Below are 20,899 nucleotides of genomic sequence, written 5' to 3'. Positions count from 1 at the left end.
GGGCCGGCGGGTGGGGTGCGGGTGCGTCCGGTGACCCGAATGGCCATACGCCGGCTGTCCGATCCCGGCCGGTCACCGGGCGGGCCGGAGGTGGACGGGGGACCGGCGGATTACCAAGCGGGGAGCTGGGCACAACGCTTGCAGGTTCGTCGCGGGTCGGTCACGAGACCGTCGCACGGGGCCGGGTTCTGTGGTGCGCCCCGTTGCCGCGGGCCTGGAGTCGATTTATCGTCCCAGCACGATTCGCGAGCAAGATCACAAATTGTGAAGGGGCCGCGACCATGGTGGCGAAGAAGACCGCCGTTCAGCAGTCGGAGTCCGGGAGAAGAACGGGCGCGGCGGCCTCGGGTGGCGTCAGCGCCTCCGGCGGGGCCAAGGGTTCGGCGGCGGCTGGAGCGAAGGCTTCGGCTCGCGCGAAGGAGACGCCGACCGGCAAGAAGAAGGCCGCGCCCAAGAGCGCGACCGGCGAGAAGGAGCCTACGAAGAAGGCCGGGTCCACGAAGGCGGACCCCAAGAAGGGCGCGGCTGCGAAGGCGACCTCCGAGGAGGGCGCTGCCGGGAAGGTGGCGCCCGAGAAGGGCCCTGCTGGGAAGGCGGCGTCCGAGGAGGGTCCTGCTGGGAAGGCGGGGCCCGTGAAGGGCCCTGCTGGGAAGGCGGCGCACGGTGAGGACGCTGCCGGGAAGACGGCGGCAAAGAAGGTCGTTGCCAAAAAGGCGTCGGCTTCGAAGGCGGTGCCCGAGAAGGGCGCGGCTTCGAAGGCGGTACGGGCGAAGGCCGCGGCTACGAAGGCTGGGTCCACGGAGGGCGCGGCTTCGAAGGCGGAGTCCACGAAGGGTGGGGCCGCGAAGGCGGTGCCGGAGAAGGTCGTCGCTACGAAAGCGGCGGCCAAGAAGGCAGGCGTGGGGGAAGCGGTGGCCGGGGGAGTCAAGAAGGCGGGGGCCGGGAAGAAGGTCGCGGCCAAGGCGGAGGGGAAAGCGGCGGAGCCCTCTGCCGAGGGCGCGGGGACCGTTGCGGAAGAGAAGAACGGCGTCAGGCGCAAGGGCGCGAAGAAGACGGTCGCCTCCGCGGCCGAGGACGCGGCCGAGGCCGCGAAGACGACGGGAGCCACGACAGTGGTTGCGAAGAAGACTCAGGGCACGGCCACGGCGACCAAGAAGTCGGGCGCGGTTCCCAAGGCGCGCGGCACCGCCGAACCCGGTGAGCTGGCCGTCCGTCCGGGCGAGGATCCCTGGACCCCGGAGGAGGCAGAGGAGGCGCGCACCGAGCTGCAGACCGAGGTGCTGCGGCTCGGGAGCGAGATCGCCACCGCCGAGGAGGGCCTCGCGGGGCTGATGCGCGACTCCGGTGACGGGGCCGGCGACGACGACGCCGACACCGGCACCAAGAACATCACCCGCGAGCACGAGATGTCGCTCGCGGCCAACGCGCGGGAGATGCTGGAGCAGACCGAGCGGGCGCTGGAGCGTCTCGACGCGGGGACTTACGGGGTCTGCGAGAACTGCGGGAACCCGATCGGCAAGGCGCGCATGCAGGCGTTCCCGCGCGCGACCCTCTGCGTCGAGTGCAAGCAGAAGCAGGAGCGCCGGTACTGAGCGCCAGTACTGATCGACCGCCGCGCCCGCGCCGAACAGGGGCCCCGGCCCATGGGGGCGCGGGCCCGCGTGACGTACTCTCGTCCTCAGTCAGGTACTAGGTTGAGGGACTCACGTGGCAGAGGCGGAGCGCATCATCGGTACGCCGGATTCCCCGGAGGCGGGGGCAGCCGAGCCCGAGCGGCCCGCTGAGGTCGACGAGCAGGTCCAGGACCGGCCCAAGGGCAGGCGGCGGATCGCCGTGCTGTTCGCCGTGGCCGTACTCGCGTACATCCTGGACCTGGGCAGCAAGCTGATCGTGGTGGCGGAGCTCGAGCACCGCGACGCCGTCCACATCATCGGTGACTGGTTGCAGCTCGAGGTGATCAGGAACCCGGGTGCGGCCTGGGGCATCGGCGAGGCGTTCACGATCGTCTTCACGCTGATCGCGGCCGCGGTGATCGTGGTCATCGCGCGGCTGGCGAAGAAGCTCTACAGCACGCCCTGGGCGATCGCCCTCGGCCTGCTGCTCGGCGGGGCACTCGGCAACCTCACGGACCGGATCTTCCGCGCGCCGGGTGTCTTCGAGGGCGCCGTGGTCGACTTCATCGCGCCGGCGCACTACCCGGTCTTCAACCTCGCCGACTCGGCGATCGTGTGCGGCGGCATCCTGATCGTGGTGCTGTCCTTCCGCGGGATCGACCCCGACGGCTCCGTGCACAAAGACTGAGGCCTCCTCGGAGGTCCGGCAAACGCCCAGGTCACGGGGCTCGTGTGCGGGAGTGTCGGTGGGCTCCTGCATACTCGATGCGTGAGCACGATTCCCGAGGTCCGCACCCTGCCCGTACCCGAAGGCCTGGAGGGCGAGCGCGTAGACGCCGCCATCTCCCGCATGTTCGGTTTCTCCCGCACCAAGGCCGCCGAGCTCGCCGCCGCCGGGAAGGTCGCGGTGGACGGCTCGGTCGTGGGCAAGTCCGAGCGGGTGCACGGCGGCGCCTGGATGGAAGTGGAGATGCCGCAGGCACCCGCTCCCGTGCAGATCGTCGCCGAGCCCGTCGAGGGCATGGAGATCGTGCACGACGACGACGACATTGTCGTGATCATGAAGCCCGTGGGGGTCGCCGCCCACCCCAGCCCCGGCTGGACGGGGACGACGGTGATCGGTGGCCTCGCCGCCGCCGGGTACCGGATCTCGACGTCAGGCGCCGCCGAGCGCCAGGGCATCGTGCACCGGCTCGACGTGGGCACGTCGGGGCTGATGGCCGTCGCCAAGTCGGAGCGGGCGTACACCTCGCTGAAGCGCCAGTTCAAGGAGCGCGTCCCGGACAAGCGCTACCACGCGCTGGTGCAGGGCCACCCCGACCCCATGAGTGGCACCATCGACGCCCCGATCGGGCGCCACCCGAACCACGACTACAAGTGGGCCGTGACCGCCGAGGGCAAGCCCTCCGTCACGCACTACGACCTCATCGAGGCCTTCCGTGCCGCCTCGCTCCTGGACATCAAGCTGGAGACGGGGCGCACCCACCAGATCCGCGTCCACATGTCGGCGCACCGGCACCCGTGCGTCGGCGACCTGACGTACGGCGCGGACCCCACGATCGCCAAGCGGCTCGGTCTCACGCGGCAGTGGCTGCACGCGGTGCGGCTCGGCTTCGAGCACCCGGCGGACGGCCGGTGGGTCGAGTTCGAGAGCTCCTACCCGGAAGATCTGCAGACGGCCCTGGACCGCGTCAGGGCCGAGAGCGCATGAGCGCCGCCCTTCCCGCGTACGTGACGCGCGTCGCCGAGGACGAGGCGGACCGGCAGGCCTGTTTCGCCGTCCGCAAGGAGGTCTTCGTCGTCGAGCAGCGCGTGCCCGAGGACATCGAGTACGACGCGTACGACGCCGGGGCCGTGCACGTCCTGGCCGTCCGGCAGGACGGGGAGCCGCTCGGCACCGGCCGGCTGCTGACGGGCGAGGCCGCCGCCGTGAAGAACGGCGGGGCGAAGGACGTCGGCGCTCTCGGGCGCCTCGCCGTGACGAAGGCGGCGCGCGGCCTCGGTGTCGGCGCCGCGCTGGTGCGGGCCATCGAGGACGCGGCCCGCGCGCGCGGGCTCGCCGCCGTGGACCTGCACGCGCAGACGCACGCGCTGGGGTTCTACGAGCGCCTGGGCTACGTCGCGTACGGGCCAGAGTTCCTCGACGCCGGGATCGACCACCGCGCGATGCGGAAGGCGATCGGCAGGGCAGCGGCACCGTAAGGCCGTCGCGGCATCGCGGTCCCGGGACCCGATAAGACCGGTTTGATCTGAGGTGCGTGGCACTCTTGAGGCCGGAACGCACATGATCGTCGAGTCTGGTCGGAGTCCCCGGTGGATCAATTGGCCCTGCTGTTCGTGCTGTTGCTCGGGGCCGTGCTGACCGTCCCCCTCGGTGACCGGCTCGGCCTGCCGTCCCCGGTCCTGATGACCCTGCTCGGCATCGCCCTGGCGCTGATCCAGGCGGTGCCGAATGTCGATATCAACCCGGACCTCATCCTCCCGCTCGTGCTGCCACCGCTGCTCTACGCGGCCGTGCACCGCACGTCCTGGCGCCAGTTCGCGGCCAATAAACGGCCGATCTTCCTGCTCGCCGTCGCCCTGGTCTTCGTCACCACGGCCGCGGTCGCCTACGTCGCCGATGCCATCGTGCCGGGCCTGCCGGTCGCCGCGGCCGTCGCGCTCGGCGCCCTGGTGGCGCCGCCCGACCCGGTCGCCGCGACCGCCGTCGCGGGCCAACTCGGCCTGCCCCGGCGCATGGTGTCGATCCTGGAGGGCGAGGGCCTGTTCAACGACGTGACCGCGATCGTGCTCTACCACGTCGCGATCGCCGCAGCCGTCAGCGGCAGCTTCTCGCTGCCGCGCGCGGCGCTGGAACTCGTCCTGTCGGCGGTCGTGGCCATCGCGGTCGGCTGGGCGCTCGGCTGGATCGCCAACAAGCTCATCGGCTATCTCGGCGACGCCACCCTCCAGATCGGCCTCACGCTCCTGATCCCCTACGCCTCGTACGTACTCGCCGAGGAGCTCAAGGGTTCGGGCGTGCTCGCGGTCCTGACCACGGCCATGTTCCTGGCCGAGCACGCCTTCGACGCCGACGACGTGCTCACAAGGCTCACCGGGCGGGCCTTCTGGGACGTCGTGGACACCCTCGTCACGGGCGTCGCGTTCGGCCTCATCGGCCTGGAGGTGCACAACGTCGTCAGGACCGCGGAGGGGCGCTGGGGCGAGATGTTCGGCTGGGCGGCCGCGGTCGTCGGGGTCGTCATCGTCGTACGGCTGTTGTGGCTGTTGCCGATGACGTGGGTGACACGGCGGATGCACATGCGGCGCGATGTCGACGAGGACATCCCGGTGAGCTGGCGCGAGACGGTCGTCATGTGGTGGGCCGGAATGCGCGGCGTGGCCTCGGTGGCCCTGGCCCTCGCCATTCCGTTCACGATGGACGACGGTTCCCCCTTCCCGCACCGGGACGAGCTCGTCTTCCTCGCGTTCGGGGTGATCATGGCGACCCTGGTGCTGCAGGGCCTGAGCCTGCCGTGGCTGGTGCGCAAGCTCGGGGTGCGCAGCGACGACACCGCCGAGCGGGAGTTCGAGCGGCAGCTCGCGGTGCGGGCCGCGAAGGCCGCGAAGCGGCGGTTCAAGGAGATTGAGGAGGTCGAGGAGCTGCCGGACGAGGTGCAGGAGCAAATGCTGCGCCGCGCGTTCGACATCGGCCTGCGCATCAACCCGGAGATCGGCGCGGACGAACGGCGCGAGAAGCAGACCAAGCGGATGGACCGGATCAAGCGGGTCCGCCGGATCCAGGCGGAGATGATGTCGGCGGCCCGGCACGAGGTCCTCGCGGCCCGCAGCGAGGCGGGCGCCGACCCGGAGGTGGTCGACCGGGTGCTCAGGAAACTGGATGTGCGCAGTTTGCGTTAGGGACAGGCCCGGGGACCGGCTGGCGTTCTAGGCTCGTGTGCATGGCACGCAATGTGATGATCACCGGAGGCGGTACGGGAATCGGACTCGCGGCGGCGAAGGCCTTCGCCGCGGAGGGGGACCGGGTGCTGCTGGTCGGGCGGCGGATCGAGGTCCTGGAGAAGGCCGGGGTATCCGGCGCCCTGAGGTACCCGGCCGACCTGAGTACGGTCGAAGGGGCGCGCGGCGCCGCCGACTTCGCGCTCGAGGCCTTCGGCGGGAGCGTCGACGTCATCGTGCACAGCGCCGGCGGGATCGGCGGCCGGTCGCTCCCGGCGCCGGAGGGCTCCGATCCGCTCGACGCCGTCGCCCACGACTGGAACGCCAACTTCCGTATCAATACGCTCACGTCGGTCCTGCTCACCGAGGCGCTGCGCGAGCACCTGACCTCACCGGGCGGGCGCATCGTGTTCCTGTCCTCCATCGCCGCCCTGCGCGGCTCGGGCTCCGGCGCGTACGGCGGCGCCAAGGCGGCCCTGCACCCGTACACGTACGACCTCGCCAAGGCCCTCGGTCCGCGCGGCATCACCGTGAACACCGTCGCGCCCGGCTACATCGAGGACACCGAGTTCTTCGGGCCGTCGATGCCCGAGGCGGATTACCGGCGCCGGGTCGACGCCATCCCGACCGGCCGCGCCGGGACGCCCGAGGACATCGCGGCCACCGTGCTGTGGCTGGCGTCGCCGGGCGGCGGCCATGTCAGCGGACAGATCGTCCAGGTCAACGGCGGGGAGTTCCTTGGGCGTTAGCCCGACAGGCCCTAGCCCCGCCCTGTGCGGGGAGCGCGGCCGTTGCGGCTGAGTACGTGTTCCGGGAGCGAGTCCATCTCGTCCGGGGCGACCAGGGCCGTCGCCGTGTTGATCCGCGGGAGCGCGTACGGGTGCTGGTCGGTCAGCCAGCGCACGAGCTGCTCGCGGACCGTGACCCGCACCGTCCAGATGTCGTCCGCGTCCTTGGCGGTGACCAGGGCGCGGACCTGCAGCGTGCTGGGCGTCGTGTCGGTGACGGCGAGGCCCCAGTCGCGGCCGTCCCAGGCGGCGCACTCGCGCAGGATGTCGTGCAACTTCTCGCGCATCTCGGGCACGGGCGCGCTGTGGTCGAGGTGGAGGAAGACGGTGCCGGTCATCTGGACGCCGCCGCGCGACCAGTTCTCGAACGGCTTCGACGTGAAGTACGAGACCGGCATGGTGATGCGGCGCTCGTCCCAGGTGCGCACGGCGAGGAAGGTGAGGGTGATCTCCTCGACCGTGCCCCACTCGCCGTCCACGACCACGGTGTCCCCGATCCGCACCATGTCGCCGAACGCGATCTGCAGGCCCGCGAAGAGGTTGCCGAGCGTGGACTGTGCGGCGACACCGGCGACGATGCCGAGGACGCCCGCCGAGGCCAGCAGCGAGGCCCCGGCCGCCCTGAAGGAGGGGAACGTCAGGAGCATCGCGGACACCGCGACCACGCCGACGACCGCGATGACGACGCGCTGGATCAGGGTGACCTGGGTGCGCACGCGGCGGACCCGGGCCGGATCGCGCTGGGCGGTGGCGTACCGGGCGTAGGACGACTCGACTATGGCCGAGGAGATCCGGACGGCGAGCCAGGCGGTGGCGCCGATCAGGACCAGGTTGAGCGTTTCCCCAATGGTGCCGTCGTGCTCCGCCGTGAGGCCCGCCCTGTCGTACGAGCCCCTCAGCAGCGCCGCGCAGAGCACGAGCTGGAGCGGCAGCCGGCAGCGGCGCAGCAGACCCCACAACGGCGTCTCGTGGTGGCGCTGGTCGGTGCGGAGCAGCAGCCGGTCGACGGCCCACCCCACCAACAGCGTGAGCACGACCGAGCCACCAATGACGATCAGTGGGCGCAGTACGTTCTCCATGCCACGACGGTAACCGGGATCGGGCGCGCCACACCTGTGGAGGCCCTGGCACCATGGAGCGCATGAACATCATGCTTTTCCATTCGGCGTTCGGTCTGCGTCCCGCCGTCGAGGCCGCGGCCGAGCGGCTGCGGGCCGCCGGGCACGAGGTGTGGACCCCTGATCTGTTCGAGGGCCGCACCTTCGACACCGTCGAGGAGGGCATGGCCTTCATGGCAGAGATCGGCAAGGACGAGCTGCTCAAGCGCGCTGTGCTGGCGGCCGCGCCGTACTCCGACCGCGGTCTCGTCTACGCCGGGTTCTCGTTCGGCGCCGCGACCGCGCAGACCCTCGCCCTCGGCGACGACAAGGCGAAGGGGCTGCTGCTCCTGCACGGCACGTCCGACATCGCGGAGGGCGTCACCGTGGACGAGCTCCCGGTCCAGCTGCACGTCGCGGAGCCCGACCCCTTCGAGACGGACGACTGGCTGACCGCCTGGTACCTGCAGATGGGGCGCGCGGGAGCCGACGTGGAGGTCTACCGGTACGCCGGGGCCGGCCACCTCTACACCGACCCCGAGCTGCCGGACTACGACGAGGAGGCCGCCGAGGCCACCTGGCGGGTGGCGCTCGGCTTCCTCGAAACGCTCTAGTCGTCAGCCCTTGAGGGCCTTCTCCGTCGCGGTCTTGTACTCGGCCACGGTCATGGGGGCGTTCTGGCCGTCCGAACCGGTCAGCTTCTTGCCGTCCATGACCAGGCTCGGGGTGCCGGTGACCTCGTCCTTGTTCGCGTCGAACGACTTGGACATCTTCATGGCCCAGTTGTCGTACGTACCGTCCTGGACGGCCTTCTGGAACGCCTTGTTGCCCTTGAGGGAGTCCACGGTGTCGGCGACCTTGATCAGGTAGTCGTCGTCCTTGAACTTGTCGTCGTTCTCCTCGGGGTGGAACTTCGCCGAGTAGAGCGCCGTCTTGTAGTCGAGGAAGGCGTCCTGGCTCACGTTGAGGGCCGCGCCGAGCGCGCTCAGCGCGTTCTTCGAGCCCTCGCCGTTGGTGCCGACGTCGCCCTTGGCCGCGCTGTCGCCGTCGAGGAACGTGCCGCCGATGTACTGGATCTTGAACTTGCCGGCCTCGACGTCCTTGTGGAGCGTCTCGCCGACCGTCTGCTCGAACGTGGCGCAGACCGGGCAGCGCGAGTCCTCGTAGACCTTCAGGGTCTTCTTCGCGTCGGCCTTGCCGATGACGACGGTCGTGCCGTCCTTGCCCGAGGTGTTCTTGGGCGCCTTCACGGCGGAGGACTTGGCGTCCATCGCCGTCTCCCACTCGGAGGGCTTGTTGGCCTGCATCACCGCGTAACCGACACCGCCGGCGATCGCGAGGACCGCGACGATGGAGACGCCTACGATCGCCTGCCGCTTCGTCTTGTCCCGCTTGGCCTGGCGCTCGCGTTCGGCGCGCAGCCGCTCACGGGCCGCGTTCTTCGCCTGCTGGGTGTTGCGCTTGCTCATGGTCGTGCTCCGTAGCTGAGTGACATGCGGATGGGGACTGCCGTGCCGGAGCCCGAGCCGGAAGGTGGCTCAGGCGGCGAGGCACGGCGGTCCGCGCCGTCCTACGGAGTGCACCCAGAGCCGGGTGCGGGAGGCCGGTACGCGCGTGGCGGTGCGCGCGAGGCGCACGGCCGGCTCGCGCCGGACGGTGACCGCGGCGAACGCGATGAGCAGCGGCCGGAACGTGAAGGCGGCCACCGCGCGCAGCAGTTGGGCCAGGGCCTGCTCACCGCGGCGCAGCCAGGCGGCCGCGAGCAGGCCGACGGCGACGTGCGCGCCGAGGAGCAGCCAGGAGGCCGCCGGGTCGGTGTGTGCGAAGAGCGCGGCCGCCCGCTCCGTGCTGCCGCCCGTCATCCGGGCCAGCGGCGTGCCCACGTTCCCCGCGCACAGCACGTCGAAGCCGAACTGGCGCAGCGGGCCCGCGACGGGGCCGCCGGCCTGGCCGTAACAGACGTGCTGGCCGGTCGTGAAGACCGTGTCGGCGGCCAGTTCCAGCGGGACGAGCAGGGCCGCGATCCGGCCGAAGCCGCGCTCCCGTCCCGCCAGCGCGTACGCGATCACGAAGACGGCCGCCGCGATCGCGGCGACCGTCGTGAGCGGCAGCGGAGCCCTGGACAGCAGCACGTGCGACGCGGCGGACAGCGTCACGGCGCATGCCGTGAACAGCGCCGCGCGCGTCACTCGTAGCTGGGTCCCGGATATGTCGTCCATCGCGGAGGAGTGTGCCATGCCTTCCGGTAAGCGATGCCTAAAAGGTTCCTGTGAGTCAGAGGCCCGGGATCCGGCCGTTGCGGAACAGGTCCACGAAGATCTGGTGGTCCGCACGCGCGCGTGCCCCGTAGGAGTGCGCGAAGTCGACCAGTAGCGGCGCGAAGCCCTCCTCGTCGGCCGCGATCGCCGCGTCGATGGCGCGCTCCGTGGAGAACGGCACCAGCGACTCGCCGGACTGGTCGTCCGCCGCCGCGTGCATCGTCGCCGTGGCCCGGCCGAGGTCGGCGACGACCGCCGCGATCTCCTCCGGGTCGTCGATGTCGCCCCAGTCCAGGTCCACCGCGTACGGCGAGATCTCGGCGACCAGTTGCCCGGCGCCGTCGAGCTCCGTCCAGCCCAGCCACGGGTCGGCGTGCGCCTGCAGGGCACGCTGCGAGATGACCGTGCGGTGGCCCTCGTGCTGGAAGTACCCGCGGACCGCCGGGTCGGTGATGTGCCGCGAGACGGCCGGGGTCTGGGCCTGCTTCATGTAGATCACGACATCGTTCTCGAGGGCGTCGCTGTTGCCCTCCAGCAGGATGTTGTACGAGGGGAGGCCCGCGGAGCCGATACCGATGCCGCGGCGCCCGACCACGTCCTTCACCCGGTACGAGTCGGGGCGGGACAGGGAGGCCTCCGGCAGCGTCTCCAGGTACCCGTCGAACGCCGCGAGCACCTTGTAGCGCGTCGCCGCGTCCAGCTCGATGGAGCCGCCGCCCTCCGCGAAGCGGCGCTCGAAGTCGCGGATCTCCGTCATGGAATCGAGCAGGGAGAAACGGGTCAGCGAGCGGGCGTCGCGCAGCGCCTCCAGGAGCGGTCCTTCGGCCGTGTCCAGCGTGAAGGGCGGCACCTCGTCGCTCTTGGCGCCCGTCGCCAGCGCGTGGATGCGCTCGCGGTACGCCGCCGCGTACGTGCGTACGAGGTCCGTGATCTGCTCGTCGCTCAGCGCCTTGGAGTAGCCGACCAGTGCCACGGAGGCGGCGAAGCGCTTGAGGTCCCAGGTGAAGGGGCCCACGTACGCCTCGTCGAAGTCGTTCACGTTGAAGATCAGGCGGCCCGTGGAGTCCATGTACGTGCCGAAGTTCTCCGCGTGCAGGTCGCCGTGGATCCACACCCGGCTGGTGCGCTCGTCCAGGTAGGGCCCGCCGTGCTGCTCGCGCTCCACGTCCCCGTAGAACAGGCAGGCCGTGCCCCGGTAGAACGCGAAGGCCGAGGCCGCCATCTTGCGGAACTTGACCCGGAAGGCCGCGGGGTCGGCGGCGAGGAGCTCGCCGAACGCGGTGTCGAAGACGGAGAGGATCTGCTCGCCGCGCTGCTCAGCGGTGGGCTGCGGTTCCGACATCGCTGGGTGCCTCCTGGTGCGGGATGGTCCGGTGCGCCGTACTGACGCGTGGGACAGATGTTCTGATCTGTCCAACGCACGACCGTACTCCCGAGTGCCCGCCCGCCCGTCACCCGACCACCGCCCCTCATCGAGACGCTTCGCGTCGCTGTATCCATCTTCGATGTCAGTGACCGGTCGTAGACTTCCAAGCTGTCCCCCAGACGTCCGCCGGTGTTTTCCATTGGAGGCCCCCACCGTGACCAAGCCGCCCTTCACGCACCTGCATGTGCACACCCAGTACTCGCTGCTGGACGGTGCGGCGCGGCTCAACGACATGTTCAAGGCCGCCGGCGACATGGGCATGACGCACATCGCGATGTCCGACCACGGCAACCTGCACGGGGCGTACGACTTCTTCCACACCGCGGAGAAGGCGGGCATCACGCCGATCATCGGCATCGAGGCGTACGTCGCCCCGGAGTCCCGGCGCAACAAGCGGAAGGTCCAGTGGGGCCAGCCGCACCAGAAGCGCGACGACGTCTCCGGTTCCGGTGGCTACACCCACAAGACGATGTGGGCGGCGAACAGCACGGGGCTGCACAACCTGTTCAAGCTGTCCTCGGACGCGTACGCGGAGGGCTGGCTGACGAAGTGGCCGCGCATGGACAAGGAGACGCTCTCCCAGTGGAGCGAGGGCATCATCGCGTCCACCGGCTGCCCCTCCGGTGAGCTGCAGACCCGCCTGCGCCTCGGCCAGTTCGACGAGGCGGTCAAGGCGGCCGCCGAGTACCAGGACATCTTCGGCAAGGACCGGTACTTCCTGGAGCTGATGGACCACGGCATCGACATCGAGCACCGGGTCCGCGAGGACCTCCTGCGGGTCGGCAAGAAGGTCGGCATCCCGCCTCTGGTGACGAACGACTCGCACTACACGTACGCGAACGAGGCGACCGCGCACGACGCGCTGCTGTGCATCCAGACCGGCAAGAACCTCTCCGACCCGGACCGCTTCCGGTTCAACGGCACGGGCTACTACCTGAAGTCGACGGACGAGATGTACGCCATCGACTCCTCGGACGCCTGGCAGGAGGGCTGCCGCAACACGCTGCTGGTGGCCGAGCAGATCGACACGACCGGTATGTTCGAGAAGCGCGACCTCATGCCGAAGTTCGACATCCCCGAGGGCTTCACGGAGATCACCTGGTTCCAGGAGGAGGTCCGGGTCGGCATGAACCGCCGCTACCCGGGCGGCGTCCCCGATGACCGCCAGAAGCAGGTCGAGTACGAGATGGACATCATCATCCAGATGGGGTTCCCGGGGTACTTCCTGGTCGTCGCCGACTTCATCATGTGGGCCAAGAACAACGGCATCGCGGTGGGCCCCGGCCGTGGTTCCGCGGCCGGTTCGATCGTCGCGTACGCCATGGGCATCACCGACCTCGACCCGATCACGCACGGCCTGATCTTCGAGCGGTTCCTCAACCCCGAGCGCGTCTCCATGCCCGACGTCGACATCGACTTCGACGAGCGCAGGCGCGTCGAAGTGATCAGGTACGTGACGGAGAAGTACGGCGCCGACAAGGTCGCCATGATCGGCACCTACGGCAAGATCAAGGCCAAGAACGCGATCAAGGACTCCGCGCGCGTGCTCGGTTACCCGTACGCGATGGGCGACCGCCTCACCAAGGCGATGCCCGCCGACGTCCTCGGCAAGGGCATCGACCTCTCCGGCATCACCGACTCCGCGCACCCGCGCTACAGCGAGGCCGGCGAGATCCGGGGGATGTACGAGAACGAGCCGGACGTCAAGAAGGTCATCGACACCGCCAAGGGCGTCGAGGGCCTGGTCCGGCAGATGGGTGTGCACGCGGCCGGCGTCATCATGTCCAGCGAGCCGATCGTCGACCACGCCCCGCTGTGGACCCGGCACACCGACGGCGTGACGATCACGCAGTGGGACTACCCGCAGTGCGAGTCGCTCGGCCTCCTGAAGATGGACTTCCTGGGCCTCAGGAACCTGACCATCATGGACGACGCCGTCAAGATGGTGCGGTCCAACAAGGGCATCGACCTGGAGATGCTCGAGCTCCCGCTCGACGACCCGAAGACGTACGAACTGCTCTGCCGCGGCGACACGCTGGGTGTGTTCCAGTTCGACGGCGGGCCGATGCGCTCGCTGCTCCGCCAGATGCAGCCCGACAACTTCGAGGACATTTCCGCCGTCTCGGCCCTGTACCGGCCGGGCCCGATGGGCATGAACTCGCACATCAACTACGCGGAGCGCAAGAACGGCCGCCAGGAGATCACGCCGATCCACCCGGAGCTCGAAGAGCCCCTGAAGGAGACGCTCGGCCTGACCCACGGCCTCATCGTGTACCAGGAGCAGGTGCAGAAGGCCGCGCAGATCATCGCGGGCTACTCGCTCGGCGAGGCCGACGTGCTGCGCCGCGTGATGGGCAAGAAGAAGCCCGAGGAGCTGGCGAAGAACTTCGTCCTCTTCCAGGAGGGCGCGAAGAAGAAGGGCTTCTCCGACGCGGCGATCCAGGCCCTGTGGGACGTGCTGGTCCCGTTCGCCGGCTACGCGTTCAACAAGGCGCACTCCTCCGCGTACGGCCTGGTCACCTACTGGACCGCGTATCTGAAGGCGAACTATCCGGCCGAGTACATGGCCGCGCTGCTCACCTCGGTCAAGGACGACAAGGACAAGTCGGCCGTCTACCTCAACGAGTGCCGGCGGATGAAGATCAAGGTCCTCCCGCCGGACGTGAACGAGTCGGTGCACAACTTCGCCGCCCAGGGCGACGACGTGATCCTCTTCGGCCTGGAGGCGGTCCGCAACGTCGGGTCGAACGTGGTGGAGTCGATCGTCCGGGCCCGCAAGGCGAAGGGGAAGTTCACCTCGTTCCCCGACTACCTGGACAAGATCGAGGCCGCCGCCTGCAACAAGCGGACGACGGAATCGCTGATCAAGGCGGGCGCCTTCGATCAGATGAAGCACACCCGCAAGGGCCTCACCGCCCAGTACGAGCCGATGATCGACAACGTCGTGGCGGTGAAGCGCAAGGAGGCCGAGGGACAGTTCGACCTCTTCGGCGGCATGGGCGAGGGGGAGAGCGACGAGCCGGGCTTCGGCCTCGACGTCGAGTTCTCCACCGACGAGTGGGACAAGACGTATCTGCTCGCCCAGGAGCGCGAGATGCTCGGCCTGTACGTCTCCGACCACCCGCTCTTCGGCCTGGAGCACGTGCTCTCCGACAAGGCGGACGCGGGCATCGGGCAGCTGACGGGCGGCGACTTCGGGGACGGCGCGGTCGTCACGGTCGGCGGCATCATCTCGGGCCTCCAGCGCAAGATGACCAAGCAGGGCAACGCCTGGGCGATCGCGACCGTCGAGGACCTCGCCGGTTCCATCGAGTGCATGTTCTTCCCGGCGACGTACCAGCTGGTGTCCACGCAGCTCGTCGAGGACGCCGTGGTGTTCGTGAAGGGCCGCCTCGACAAGCGGGAGGACGTGCCGCGTCTGGTCGCCATGGAGATGCAGGTCCCCGACCTGTCGAACGCGGGGACCAACGCGCCCGTGATCCTCACGATCCCGGCCCTGCGGGTGACCCCGCCGATGATCAGCCGGCTCGGCGAGATCCTCACCAACCACCGGGGCGACAGCGAGGTGCGGATCAAGCTCCAGGGGCCGCGCAAGACCACGGTGCTGCGGCTCGACCGGCACCGAGTGAAGCCCGACCCGGCGCTGTACGGAGACCTGAAGGTGCTGCTCGGGCCGGCCTGCCTGGCGGGCTGACCGCACCGAGACGCGCGCGAGGGGCGTACCCGGAAATCCGGGTACGCCCCTCGCTGTGTGCCAACTGCCCTGCGCGGCGCCTCAGTTGTGACCGAAGCGACGCTCGCGGTGCTTGCGGGCCACGTCACTCGGCGTGGCTTCCACAGCCGACTTGGCCTGGGCCTCCATGGCCGAGGAGCGGGCCTGCTCCTGAGGCTCGGCGGCCTCCTGGGCCGCCGCCTTCTGCTGATGGCGATTCTGCTTACGGTTCTTGGCCATGGTGATCTGCCTCCTGCGGGGGATCTAGGGGCCAGGGCCGGCTTCAGATTCACACAGTCGGACGAAGAACGCATTTCGGCGTATTACCGTTCGTAACGGTCTTCGGTTGCGGGGCGCCCAACCCGCGTTCACGGCTTCCGCCACGCCGAAGATCGAGTTCGGGCCGTTAACCCCCGTGCCGTCGGGCAGACTCGAAGGGAACCCGAAGCGAAGCCGCGGGAGCCGCCTCGTGGAGCGTGTCCGGACTGCTGGCAAGTCGGCGGAAAGAGGGTGGATCGCGTGGACCGTTGCATCGTTCTGGTGGACGCCGGGTATCTGCTGGGGGCCGCGGCGAGTTTGCTCGCGGGCGAGCCCTCACGCTCCCGGATTCATGTCGACCACGCCGCCCTCATCCAGGGCCTGCGCGAGCGCGCCGAGGCCGAGACCGGGCGGGAGCTGCTGCGCATCTACTGGTTCGACGGGGCGCCCGACCGCGTGCCGCAGCCCGAGCACCGTCGGTTGCGGGTGATGCCGCGGGTCACGGTGCGCCTCGGCGCGCTGACGCGCTCCGACGGGCGGTGGGCGCAGAAGGGCGTCGACGCGGCGATGCACGCCGAGCTGACCGAGCTGGCCCGCAACCGTGCCTGCTCGGACATCGTGCTCGTGACCGGGGACGGGGACCTGCTGCCCGGCATGATGGCCGCCAAGGAGCACGGCGTCGCCGTCCACCTGTGGGCGGTGCAGGCCGCCGACGGGGACTACAACCAGTCCGAGGACCTGGTCGCGGAGGCCGACGAGCGGCGGGTGCTCGACCGGACGTGGATCACCAAGGCCGTACGCGCCAAGGAGCTCGGCGGGAACGGGATCTGTGCCCCGCCGCCCGTGCCGCGCCCCGAGATCGCCGCGATCCTGTCCGCGCCGCTGCCCGAGTCGGCGCACTCCCCTGCGGGGCGTCCCGTGGCGGAGGCCGGGGGTGCGGCGCCCGTGCAGCACGAGCCGGCCGCGCACGGCGAGAACGGGACGGCGGACGCGCCGGCGCCGGACGAGGACCGGGCCGGCGGCGGCAAGGGTGTGCCCACGCCCAAGGACCTCGCCGCGCTGCGCGGGCCGGGGGCGCAGGCCGCGCAGCATCCGGCGAACGCGACGTTGCGGTGGTCGTCCGACAAGGGCTGGGTCGAGCGGCCCGGGGGTGGCGGGGAGCCCGCCGACGTGGCGTCCTTGCCGACGCTGGCGCAGCTCACCACGGCGGAGCAGCGGTGGGCCGACCGCGAGGAGGACATCACCGCGATCGGCGGGGATCCGTACGAGGTCGGGCAGGTGTTCGCGCGGCGGTGGCGGGAGCGTCTCGGGGACCAGACGCAGTTGCAGAAGCTGGCGACCATGTATCCGCGGGTACCGCACCGGATCGACGGGGAGCTGCTGCGGTACGCGGCGAGGTTCGGGCTGCTCGCCCACAAGGACGACCAGATCGACGAACACGACCGGTATGCGATCCGGGCGGGTTTCTGGCGCGACATCGACATCCGCACGGCGGAACACGCGGCGGCGGCCGAGTAGGCGGGGCGTGGGTGGGGCCGTCGTCCTCGTTGCGCCGGGGCCGCGCATTTAAGCCCCTGCGGCGATTGGGCAGCGGGGTCCGGGGCGGAGCCCCGTGACGTAGGCGCGGGTGAGCAGGGTGTACGGCAGGCGTGGTAAATGTCCCGCCCCGCGTGCAATCGTGAACGCCGGACCCCGTAGTCTCGTTCCTCGTGAGTATGCGCACCGATGACGTCGCCCCGAAGCGTAACGCGGGCGCTGTCGTGTGCGCGGTGCGGGGGCTCCGCAAGACCTACCCGGCCTCACGCGGACGCCGCGGCGCCCCCGGCGCGCCGGAACTGCGGGCCACCGACGACGTATGGCTCGACATCAGGCGCGGCGAGATCTTCGGGCTCCTCGGGCCGAACGGCGCGGGCAAGTCCACCCTCGTACGGCAACTGACCGGGCTGATGCGCCCCGACGCGGGAAGCGTCGAGATCCATGGGCACGACATCGTGCGGCACCCCGAGCGCGCCTCCCGGATCCTCGCCTACCTCGGTCAGGAGTCGACCGCACTCGACGAGCTGACCGTCGCGCTGGCCGCCGAGACCACGGGCCGGCTGCGCGGGCTCTCCCTCAAGGACGCGCGGGCCGCCCGCGACGACGTGCTGGAGGAGCTGGGGCTCACCCCGCTCGCCTCCCGGCCGATCAAGAAGCTGTCCGGCGGCCAGCGGCGGCTCGCCTGCTTCGCCGCCGCACTCGTCGGGGAGCGGCCGCTGCTCGTGCTCGACGAGCCGACCACCGGGATGGACCCCGTCGCGCGCCGCGCCGTCTGGGCCGCGGTCGACCGCCGGCGGGCCGAGCGCGGCACGACCGTACTGCTCGTCACCCACAACGTGATCGAGGCCGAGACCGTGCTCGACCGGGTCGCCGTGCTCGACCAGGGACGCGTCATCGCCTGCGACACCCCGACGGGCCTCAAGGAACGCGTCGCCGGCGAGGTGCGCGTGGAACTCGTGTGGCGCCAGGAGGCTCCGGTGGAGCTCGACGAGGTGGCGCGGCTGCGCCCGCACGCCGTGGAATCAGGGCGGCGCTGGTCGCTGCGGCTCGAACCGGAGGCGGCCCGCTCCGCCGTCGCCGCCGTCACCGGCGGCCCGGCCTTCGACTTCCTGGACGACTTCACGCTCGCGACGCCGAGCCTGGAGGACGTGTACTTGGCGCTCGGCGGAAGTCGCAGCGGTGTGAAGGGCCTGGTGAAGGCATGAGTGTCGTCCCCACCGCTCCCGCGGTCGCCTCCGAGCGCGCGTCCGCGCGCCCGGCGCCCGCGCCGGGCCCCGTCGAGGAGACGCTCGCGCCCCGCGCCCGCTTCCTGCCCTCGCTCGCCGCCGTCTACCGGGCGCAGCTCAGCCGGGCCCGCGTGGCCCGGATCCCGCTGCTGTTCGTCGCGACGTTCCAGAGCATCGGCATCATGATCCTCATGCGCGGCGTCGTCGAACAGGGCGGCCGTGAGGCGCAGGCAGTCGTGGCGGGGTCCGCGGTGCTCGTCGTCGCCTTCGTCGCGCTGAACCTGCTCGCCCAGTACTTCGGGCAGCTGCGGGCGGCCGGCGGCCTCGACCACTACGCGACGCTGCCGGTGCCACCCGCCTCCGTGGTGCTCGGCGCCGCGGGCGCGTACGCCTCGTTCACCGTGCCGGGGACCGTCGTCACCGCGGTCGTCGGCTGCGCGATGTTCCAGCTGCCGCTCGCCCACCTGTGGGTGCTCGCCGCGGTGATCCCGCTGGCGGGGGCCGCCCTCGCCGGCCTCGGCGCCGCGCTCGGGCTGCTCGCGCCCCGGCCCGAACTGGCCACGCTGCTCGGCCAGTTGGGCATGTCCGCGGCGCTGCTGCTCGGTGTGCTGCCGGCCGACCGGATGCCGGGGTTCGTGCAGTGGGCGAGGGACCTGCTCCCGTCCACGTACGGGGTCGAGGCGTTCGCGCGTACCTTCGCTGAGCACCCCGACTGGGGTGTGGTCCTGCTCGACCTGGGCGTCTGCGCGGCCGTCGGCGTCGCCTCCCTGGCCGTGGCGACGTGGGCCTACCGGCGGGCCGCCGTCCGCTAGGGCCTGTCCGGAGTTCCCCCGCGGGGAACCAGACAGGCCCTGACGCGCCGCACAGCGACGCCTGGCACGATGGCAGGGTGACCGCACCGCTGACACCGCCACCCCATCAGCCCCCGCACAACAACGGGCACAGCAACCCTTGGCAGGCCCCCGACCCCATGACCGGACATCTGCCCCCCGCGCCCGCCGCCCCGCAGGAGCACGAGGAGGACGGCCCCGGGCTGCGCGCCGAGCTCAAAGAGGCCGTGGCCGTGACGGTCGCCGTCGCCGTGGTGGGGCTCGCGCTCGGCGCGCTGTGGTTGTGGCTCGCGCCCCGGGTGCCGCTGGTCTCGGACGCGTCGGCGGTCTACCTCAAGGACACCGAGGGCGAGCAGGCGATCGGCATCGACGGAACGTTTGCCCTGCTCGGGCTCGTGTTCGGCGCCGTCACCGGCGCCGCCGTGTTCCTGTGGCGCAGGCGCGGGGGCGTTCCACTGGTTGTCGGGTTGGCGCTGGGCAGTCTGCTCGGCGGGGTGCTCGCCTGGCGGTTCGGCGTCTGGCTCGGGCCCGCGCAGAACGTCGCCGCGCACGCCAAGGCGGTCGGCAAGGGCGTGGTGTTCGACGCCCCCCTGGAGCTGAACGCCAAGGGGGCGCTGCTCGCGTGGCCGCTCGCCGCGTTGGTGGTGCACCTGGGCCTCACCGGACTCTTCGGGCCGCGCGACCCTGACCCGTATTTCGCGACGCCGTACGGGACGCAGCACGACGGCGGACCCACGCCCACGGCATAGCGGCCGGTTGAGCGCGCGCCGACTGTCAGGCGGGCCGGCGCCCGTGGTTGGCCTTGCCCTTTTTGATCCGCCACTTCCGCTTGCGCGTCTTCTTCGACATGTTCAGGTGCTTAGTCGAAGAAGCGGGGTGCGTCGAGGGGTCACGCACGACCGACGGGTGCGAGGACCGCGTCCGTGAGCGCCGCGAGGTCCCCCGGCGCCAGCTCGACCTCAAGGCCGCGGCGCCCCGCCGAGACGCAGATCGTGGCGTGCTCGCCGGCGGAGGAGTCGATGACCGTACGCAGCTTCTTGCGCTGCCCGAGCGGCGAGATGCCACCGCGTACGTACCCGGTCGTGCGCTCCGCGAGCGCCGGATCGGCCATGGTGGCGCGCTTGCCGCCGACCGCCGCCGCGAGCGCCTTCAGGTCGAGCTGCCCCGCCACCGGCACGACGCCGACGACGAGCGCGCCGTCCACGTCCGCGACGAGCGTCTTGAACACCCGGTCCGGGGAGACACCCATCGCCTCCGCGGCCTCCTCGCCGTAACTGGCGCGCGCGGGGTCGTGCTCGTAGGAGTGGACCGTGAAATCGGTGCCGGCGGCGGTGAGCGCGACGGTCGCGGGCGTACCTCCGGACTGGCTCTGCTTCTTGGCCTTCTTCGCCAACGTGCCGTTTCCCTACGTGAATTGAGTGGACGTCAGTTGAGGCTGGTGGAATTCCGGGTGAGCTCCGTCGCCGGCAGCGAGGGCAGATGGCGGATGATCGCCGTCTCCGCGCGCAGCAGCGTCAGCTCCTCGCGCAGCCGGGACGCCACGTCGCCGGCCTCCAGCAGCCGCTGCTTCGTCGGTACGTCGAGGACCGCGGCCGCCGCGACCAGGTACGACACCACCGACGGCTCGTCCGGCAGCTCCGCGCCCGTCGTCAGCGAGCGCTCACGGGCGCCCGCGAGACGCTTCTGGTACGAGCGGAACGCGCGCAGCACGCCCTCCGCGAGGGCGCCCGCCTCCTCGCCGTCCTCCTCGGGCAGCTCCTCCACCTCGGCCGTCAGATACGGGCCCGAGGCGTCGACCGAGTGCAGCTTCACCCGGCGCGTGCCGGTGGCGAGCACCTCGAAGCTGCCGTCCGCGCGCTCCCTGATCGTCGCGGCGTCCGCGATGCAGCCGACGGCGTGGAAGGACGCGATCGGGTCGTCGCCGAAGCCCGCGGCCGGGCCCGCGCCCGCCTCCTTCGTGGTCACCTCGTTCGGCATGCCGGACGAGGTGGGCGCCACCTCGTGGCCGTCGCGGATCGCGACGACCACGAACTGGCGGGGCTCCTCCGAGGTGGACGGTTCGGTGTCGGGCTCCGACGGATCGTCGGGCGACGCCTTCAACAGATCGCGCATCATGGCGCGATAGCGCTCCTCGAATACGTTCAGCGGGAGCACGAGTCCCGGGAACAGCACCGAGTTGAGCGGGAACAGCGGAAGTCGGACGGTGGTCACGTCGG

At 70.8% G+C, this 20,899-nt stretch carries 19 protein-coding genes; 12 read left to right on the top strand and 7 right to left on the bottom strand.

Going from position 1 to position 20,899, the window contains the following annotated elements:
- The first annotated feature begins 281 nt into the window (after nt 1–281).
- The 6 genes from ACWD2L_RS13695 to ACWD2L_RS13670 all read left to right on the top strand — a co-directional run bounded on the left by ACWD2L_RS13695 (nt 282) and on the right by ACWD2L_RS13670 (nt 6,301).
- Nucleotides 282–1,592, top strand: a complete 1,311-nt coding sequence (locus ACWD2L_RS13695; protein ID WP_351335264.1) for a TraR/DksA C4-type zinc finger protein — start codon at nt 282–284, stop codon at nt 1,590–1,592.
- Nucleotides 1,593–1,707: 115 nt separating this feature from the next.
- The gene (lspA, locus tag ACWD2L_RS13690; RefSeq protein ID WP_351335263.1) at nt 1,708–2,301 is read left to right on the top strand and encodes a signal peptidase II; all 594 of its coding nucleotides are present in this window, start codon (nt 1,708–1,710) and stop codon (nt 2,299–2,301) included.
- Nucleotides 2,302–2,382: 81 nt separating this feature from the next.
- The gene (locus ACWD2L_RS13685) at nt 2,383–3,324 is read left to right on the top strand and encodes an RluA family pseudouridine synthase (protein WP_351335261.1); all 942 of its coding nucleotides are present in this window, start codon (nt 2,383–2,385) and stop codon (nt 3,322–3,324) included.
- A complete protein-coding gene (locus ACWD2L_RS13680) occupies nt 3,321–3,815 on the top strand; it encodes a GNAT family N-acetyltransferase (RefSeq protein ID WP_351335259.1) in 495 nt (164 codons plus the stop codon). The genes ACWD2L_RS13685 and ACWD2L_RS13680 overlap by 4 nt, the downstream gene beginning before the upstream one ends.
- 111 nt (nt 3,816–3,926) lie before the next feature.
- Nucleotides 3,927–5,513: a Na+/H+ antiporter gene (locus tag ACWD2L_RS13675; protein ID WP_351335256.1), complete on the top strand. Its 1,587-nt coding sequence runs from the start codon at nt 3,927–3,929 to the stop codon at nt 5,511–5,513.
- Between the two features lie 41 nt (nt 5,514–5,554).
- On the top strand, nt 5,555–6,301 hold the full coding sequence (locus ACWD2L_RS13670) for an SDR family NAD(P)-dependent oxidoreductase (protein ID WP_351335254.1): 747 nt from the start codon (nt 5,555–5,557) through the stop codon (nt 6,299–6,301).
- A gap of 11 nt (nt 6,302–6,312) precedes the next feature.
- On the opposite strand, the gene ACWD2L_RS13665 is transcribed toward ACWD2L_RS13670, so the two are convergent.
- Nucleotides 6,313–7,419, bottom strand: coding sequence for a mechanosensitive ion channel family protein (locus tag ACWD2L_RS13665; RefSeq protein WP_351335251.1), 1,107 nt, complete (start codon nt 7,417–7,419; stop codon nt 6,313–6,315).
- Between the two features lie 62 nt (nt 7,420–7,481).
- On the opposite strand from ACWD2L_RS13665, the gene ACWD2L_RS13660 reads away from it, so the two are divergent.
- Nucleotides 7,482–8,051 carry a dienelactone hydrolase family protein gene (locus tag ACWD2L_RS13660; protein WP_351335248.1) on the top strand — a complete coding sequence of 190 codons (570 nt, stop codon included), beginning with the start codon at nt 7,482–7,484 and terminating at the stop codon, nt 8,049–8,051.
- A 3-nt stretch (nt 8,052–8,054) separates the two neighbouring features.
- Here ACWD2L_RS13660 and ACWD2L_RS13655 read toward each other — a convergent pair whose 3' ends face one another.
- The 3 genes from ACWD2L_RS13655 to ACWD2L_RS13645 all read right to left on the bottom strand — a co-directional run bounded on the left by ACWD2L_RS13655 (nt 8,055) and on the right by ACWD2L_RS13645 (nt 11,037).
- Complete coding sequence (locus tag ACWD2L_RS13655) at nt 8,055–8,906, bottom strand: thioredoxin domain-containing protein (RefSeq protein WP_351335245.1); 852 nt, start codon at nt 8,904–8,906, stop codon at nt 8,055–8,057.
- A gap of 69 nt (nt 8,907–8,975) precedes the next feature.
- Nucleotides 8,976–9,656 (bottom strand): hypothetical protein, encoded by a 681-nt coding sequence (locus ACWD2L_RS13650; RefSeq protein ID WP_351335243.1) that lies wholly within the window; start codon nt 9,654–9,656, stop codon nt 8,976–8,978.
- Nucleotides 9,657–9,711: 55 nt separating this feature from the next.
- Complete coding sequence (locus ACWD2L_RS13645; protein ID WP_351335240.1) at nt 9,712–11,037, bottom strand: DUF2252 domain-containing protein; 1,326 nt, start codon at nt 11,035–11,037, stop codon at nt 9,712–9,714.
- A 238-nt stretch (nt 11,038–11,275) separates the two neighbouring features.
- On the opposite strand from ACWD2L_RS13645, the gene dnaE reads away from it, so the two are divergent.
- Entirely contained in the window at nt 11,276–14,815 is a 3,540-nt protein-coding gene (gene dnaE / locus ACWD2L_RS13640; protein ID WP_351335237.1) for a DNA polymerase III subunit alpha, read from the top strand.
- Between the two features lie 81 nt (nt 14,816–14,896).
- On the opposite strand, the gene ACWD2L_RS13635 is transcribed toward dnaE, so the two are convergent.
- Entirely contained in the window at nt 14,897–15,073 is a 177-nt protein-coding gene (locus ACWD2L_RS13635) for a hypothetical protein (RefSeq protein WP_351335234.1), read from the bottom strand.
- Nucleotides 15,074–15,352: 279 nt separating this feature from the next.
- On the opposite strand from ACWD2L_RS13635, the gene ACWD2L_RS13630 reads away from it, so the two are divergent.
- The 4 genes from ACWD2L_RS13630 to ACWD2L_RS13615 all read left to right on the top strand — a co-directional run bounded on the left by ACWD2L_RS13630 (nt 15,353) and on the right by ACWD2L_RS13615 (nt 19,432).
- Nucleotides 15,353–16,609 carry an NYN domain-containing protein gene (locus tag ACWD2L_RS13630; protein ID WP_351335232.1) on the top strand — a complete coding sequence of 419 codons (1,257 nt, stop codon included), beginning with the start codon at nt 15,353–15,355 and terminating at the stop codon, nt 16,607–16,609.
- A gap of 242 nt (nt 16,610–16,851) precedes the next feature.
- Nucleotides 16,852–17,832 (top strand): ABC transporter ATP-binding protein, encoded by a 981-nt coding sequence (locus ACWD2L_RS13625; RefSeq protein WP_351335279.1) that lies wholly within the window; start codon nt 16,852–16,854, stop codon nt 17,830–17,832.
- Nucleotides 17,829–18,665 (top strand): ABC transporter permease, encoded by an 837-nt coding sequence (locus ACWD2L_RS13620; RefSeq protein ID WP_351335229.1) that lies wholly within the window; start codon nt 17,829–17,831, stop codon nt 18,663–18,665. The genes ACWD2L_RS13625 and ACWD2L_RS13620 overlap by 4 nt, the downstream gene beginning before the upstream one ends.
- Before the next feature lie 77 nt (nt 18,666–18,742).
- Nucleotides 18,743–19,432, top strand: a complete 690-nt coding sequence (locus ACWD2L_RS13615) for a DUF2567 domain-containing protein (protein ID WP_351335227.1) — start codon at nt 18,743–18,745, stop codon at nt 19,430–19,432.
- Nucleotides 19,433–19,572: 140 nt separating this feature from the next.
- On the opposite strand, the gene ybaK is transcribed toward ACWD2L_RS13615, so the two are convergent.
- Both ybaK and ACWD2L_RS13605 read right to left on the bottom strand, forming a co-directional pair.
- On the bottom strand, nt 19,573–20,076 hold the full coding sequence (gene ybaK, locus ACWD2L_RS13610) for a Cys-tRNA(Pro) deacylase (RefSeq protein WP_351335225.1): 504 nt from the start codon (nt 20,074–20,076) through the stop codon (nt 19,573–19,575).
- A gap of 32 nt (nt 20,077–20,108) precedes the next feature.
- Nucleotides 20,109–20,894, bottom strand: a complete 786-nt coding sequence (locus ACWD2L_RS13605; protein ID WP_351335222.1) for an LON peptidase substrate-binding domain-containing protein — start codon at nt 20,892–20,894, stop codon at nt 20,109–20,111.
- Nucleotides 20,895–20,899: the final 5 nt, after the last annotated feature.

Source organism: Streptomyces sp. NPDC002754 (assembly GCF_053592315.1).
This window is presented reverse-complemented; position numbering and strand designations above follow the sequence as displayed.

Coding starts and splice junctions, on each gene's coding strand:
- ACWD2L_RS13655 (WP_351335245.1), bottom strand. CDS start 8,906: ATGAGCAAGCGCAACACCCAGCAGGCGAAGAACGCGGCCCGTGAGCGG.
- ACWD2L_RS13645 (WP_351335240.1), bottom strand. CDS start 11,037: ATGTCGGAACCGCAGCCCACCGCTGAGCAGCGCGGCGAGCAGATCCTC.
- ACWD2L_RS13660 (WP_351335248.1), top strand. CDS start 7,482: ATGAACATCATGCTTTTCCATTCGGCGTTCGGTCTGCGTCCCGCCGTC.
- ACWD2L_RS13695 (WP_351335264.1), top strand. CDS start 282: ATGGTGGCGAAGAAGACCGCCGTTCAGCAGTCGGAGTCCGGGAGAAGA.
- ACWD2L_RS13680 (WP_351335259.1), top strand. CDS start 3,321: ATGAGCGCCGCCCTTCCCGCGTACGTGACGCGCGTCGCCGAGGACGAG.
- ACWD2L_RS13665 (WP_351335251.1), bottom strand. CDS start 7,419: ATGGAGAACGTACTGCGCCCACTGATCGTCATTGGTGGCTCGGTCGTG.
- ACWD2L_RS13635 (WP_351335234.1), bottom strand. CDS start 15,073: ATGGCCAAGAACCGTAAGCAGAATCGCCATCAGCAGAAGGCGGCGGCC.
- ACWD2L_RS13670 (WP_351335254.1), top strand. CDS start 5,555: ATGGCACGCAATGTGATGATCACCGGAGGCGGTACGGGAATCGGACTC.
- ACWD2L_RS13650 (WP_351335243.1), bottom strand. CDS start 9,656: ATGGACGACATATCCGGGACCCAGCTACGAGTGACGCGCGCGGCGCTG.
- ACWD2L_RS13620 (WP_351335229.1), top strand. CDS start 17,829: ATGAGTGTCGTCCCCACCGCTCCCGCGGTCGCCTCCGAGCGCGCGTCC.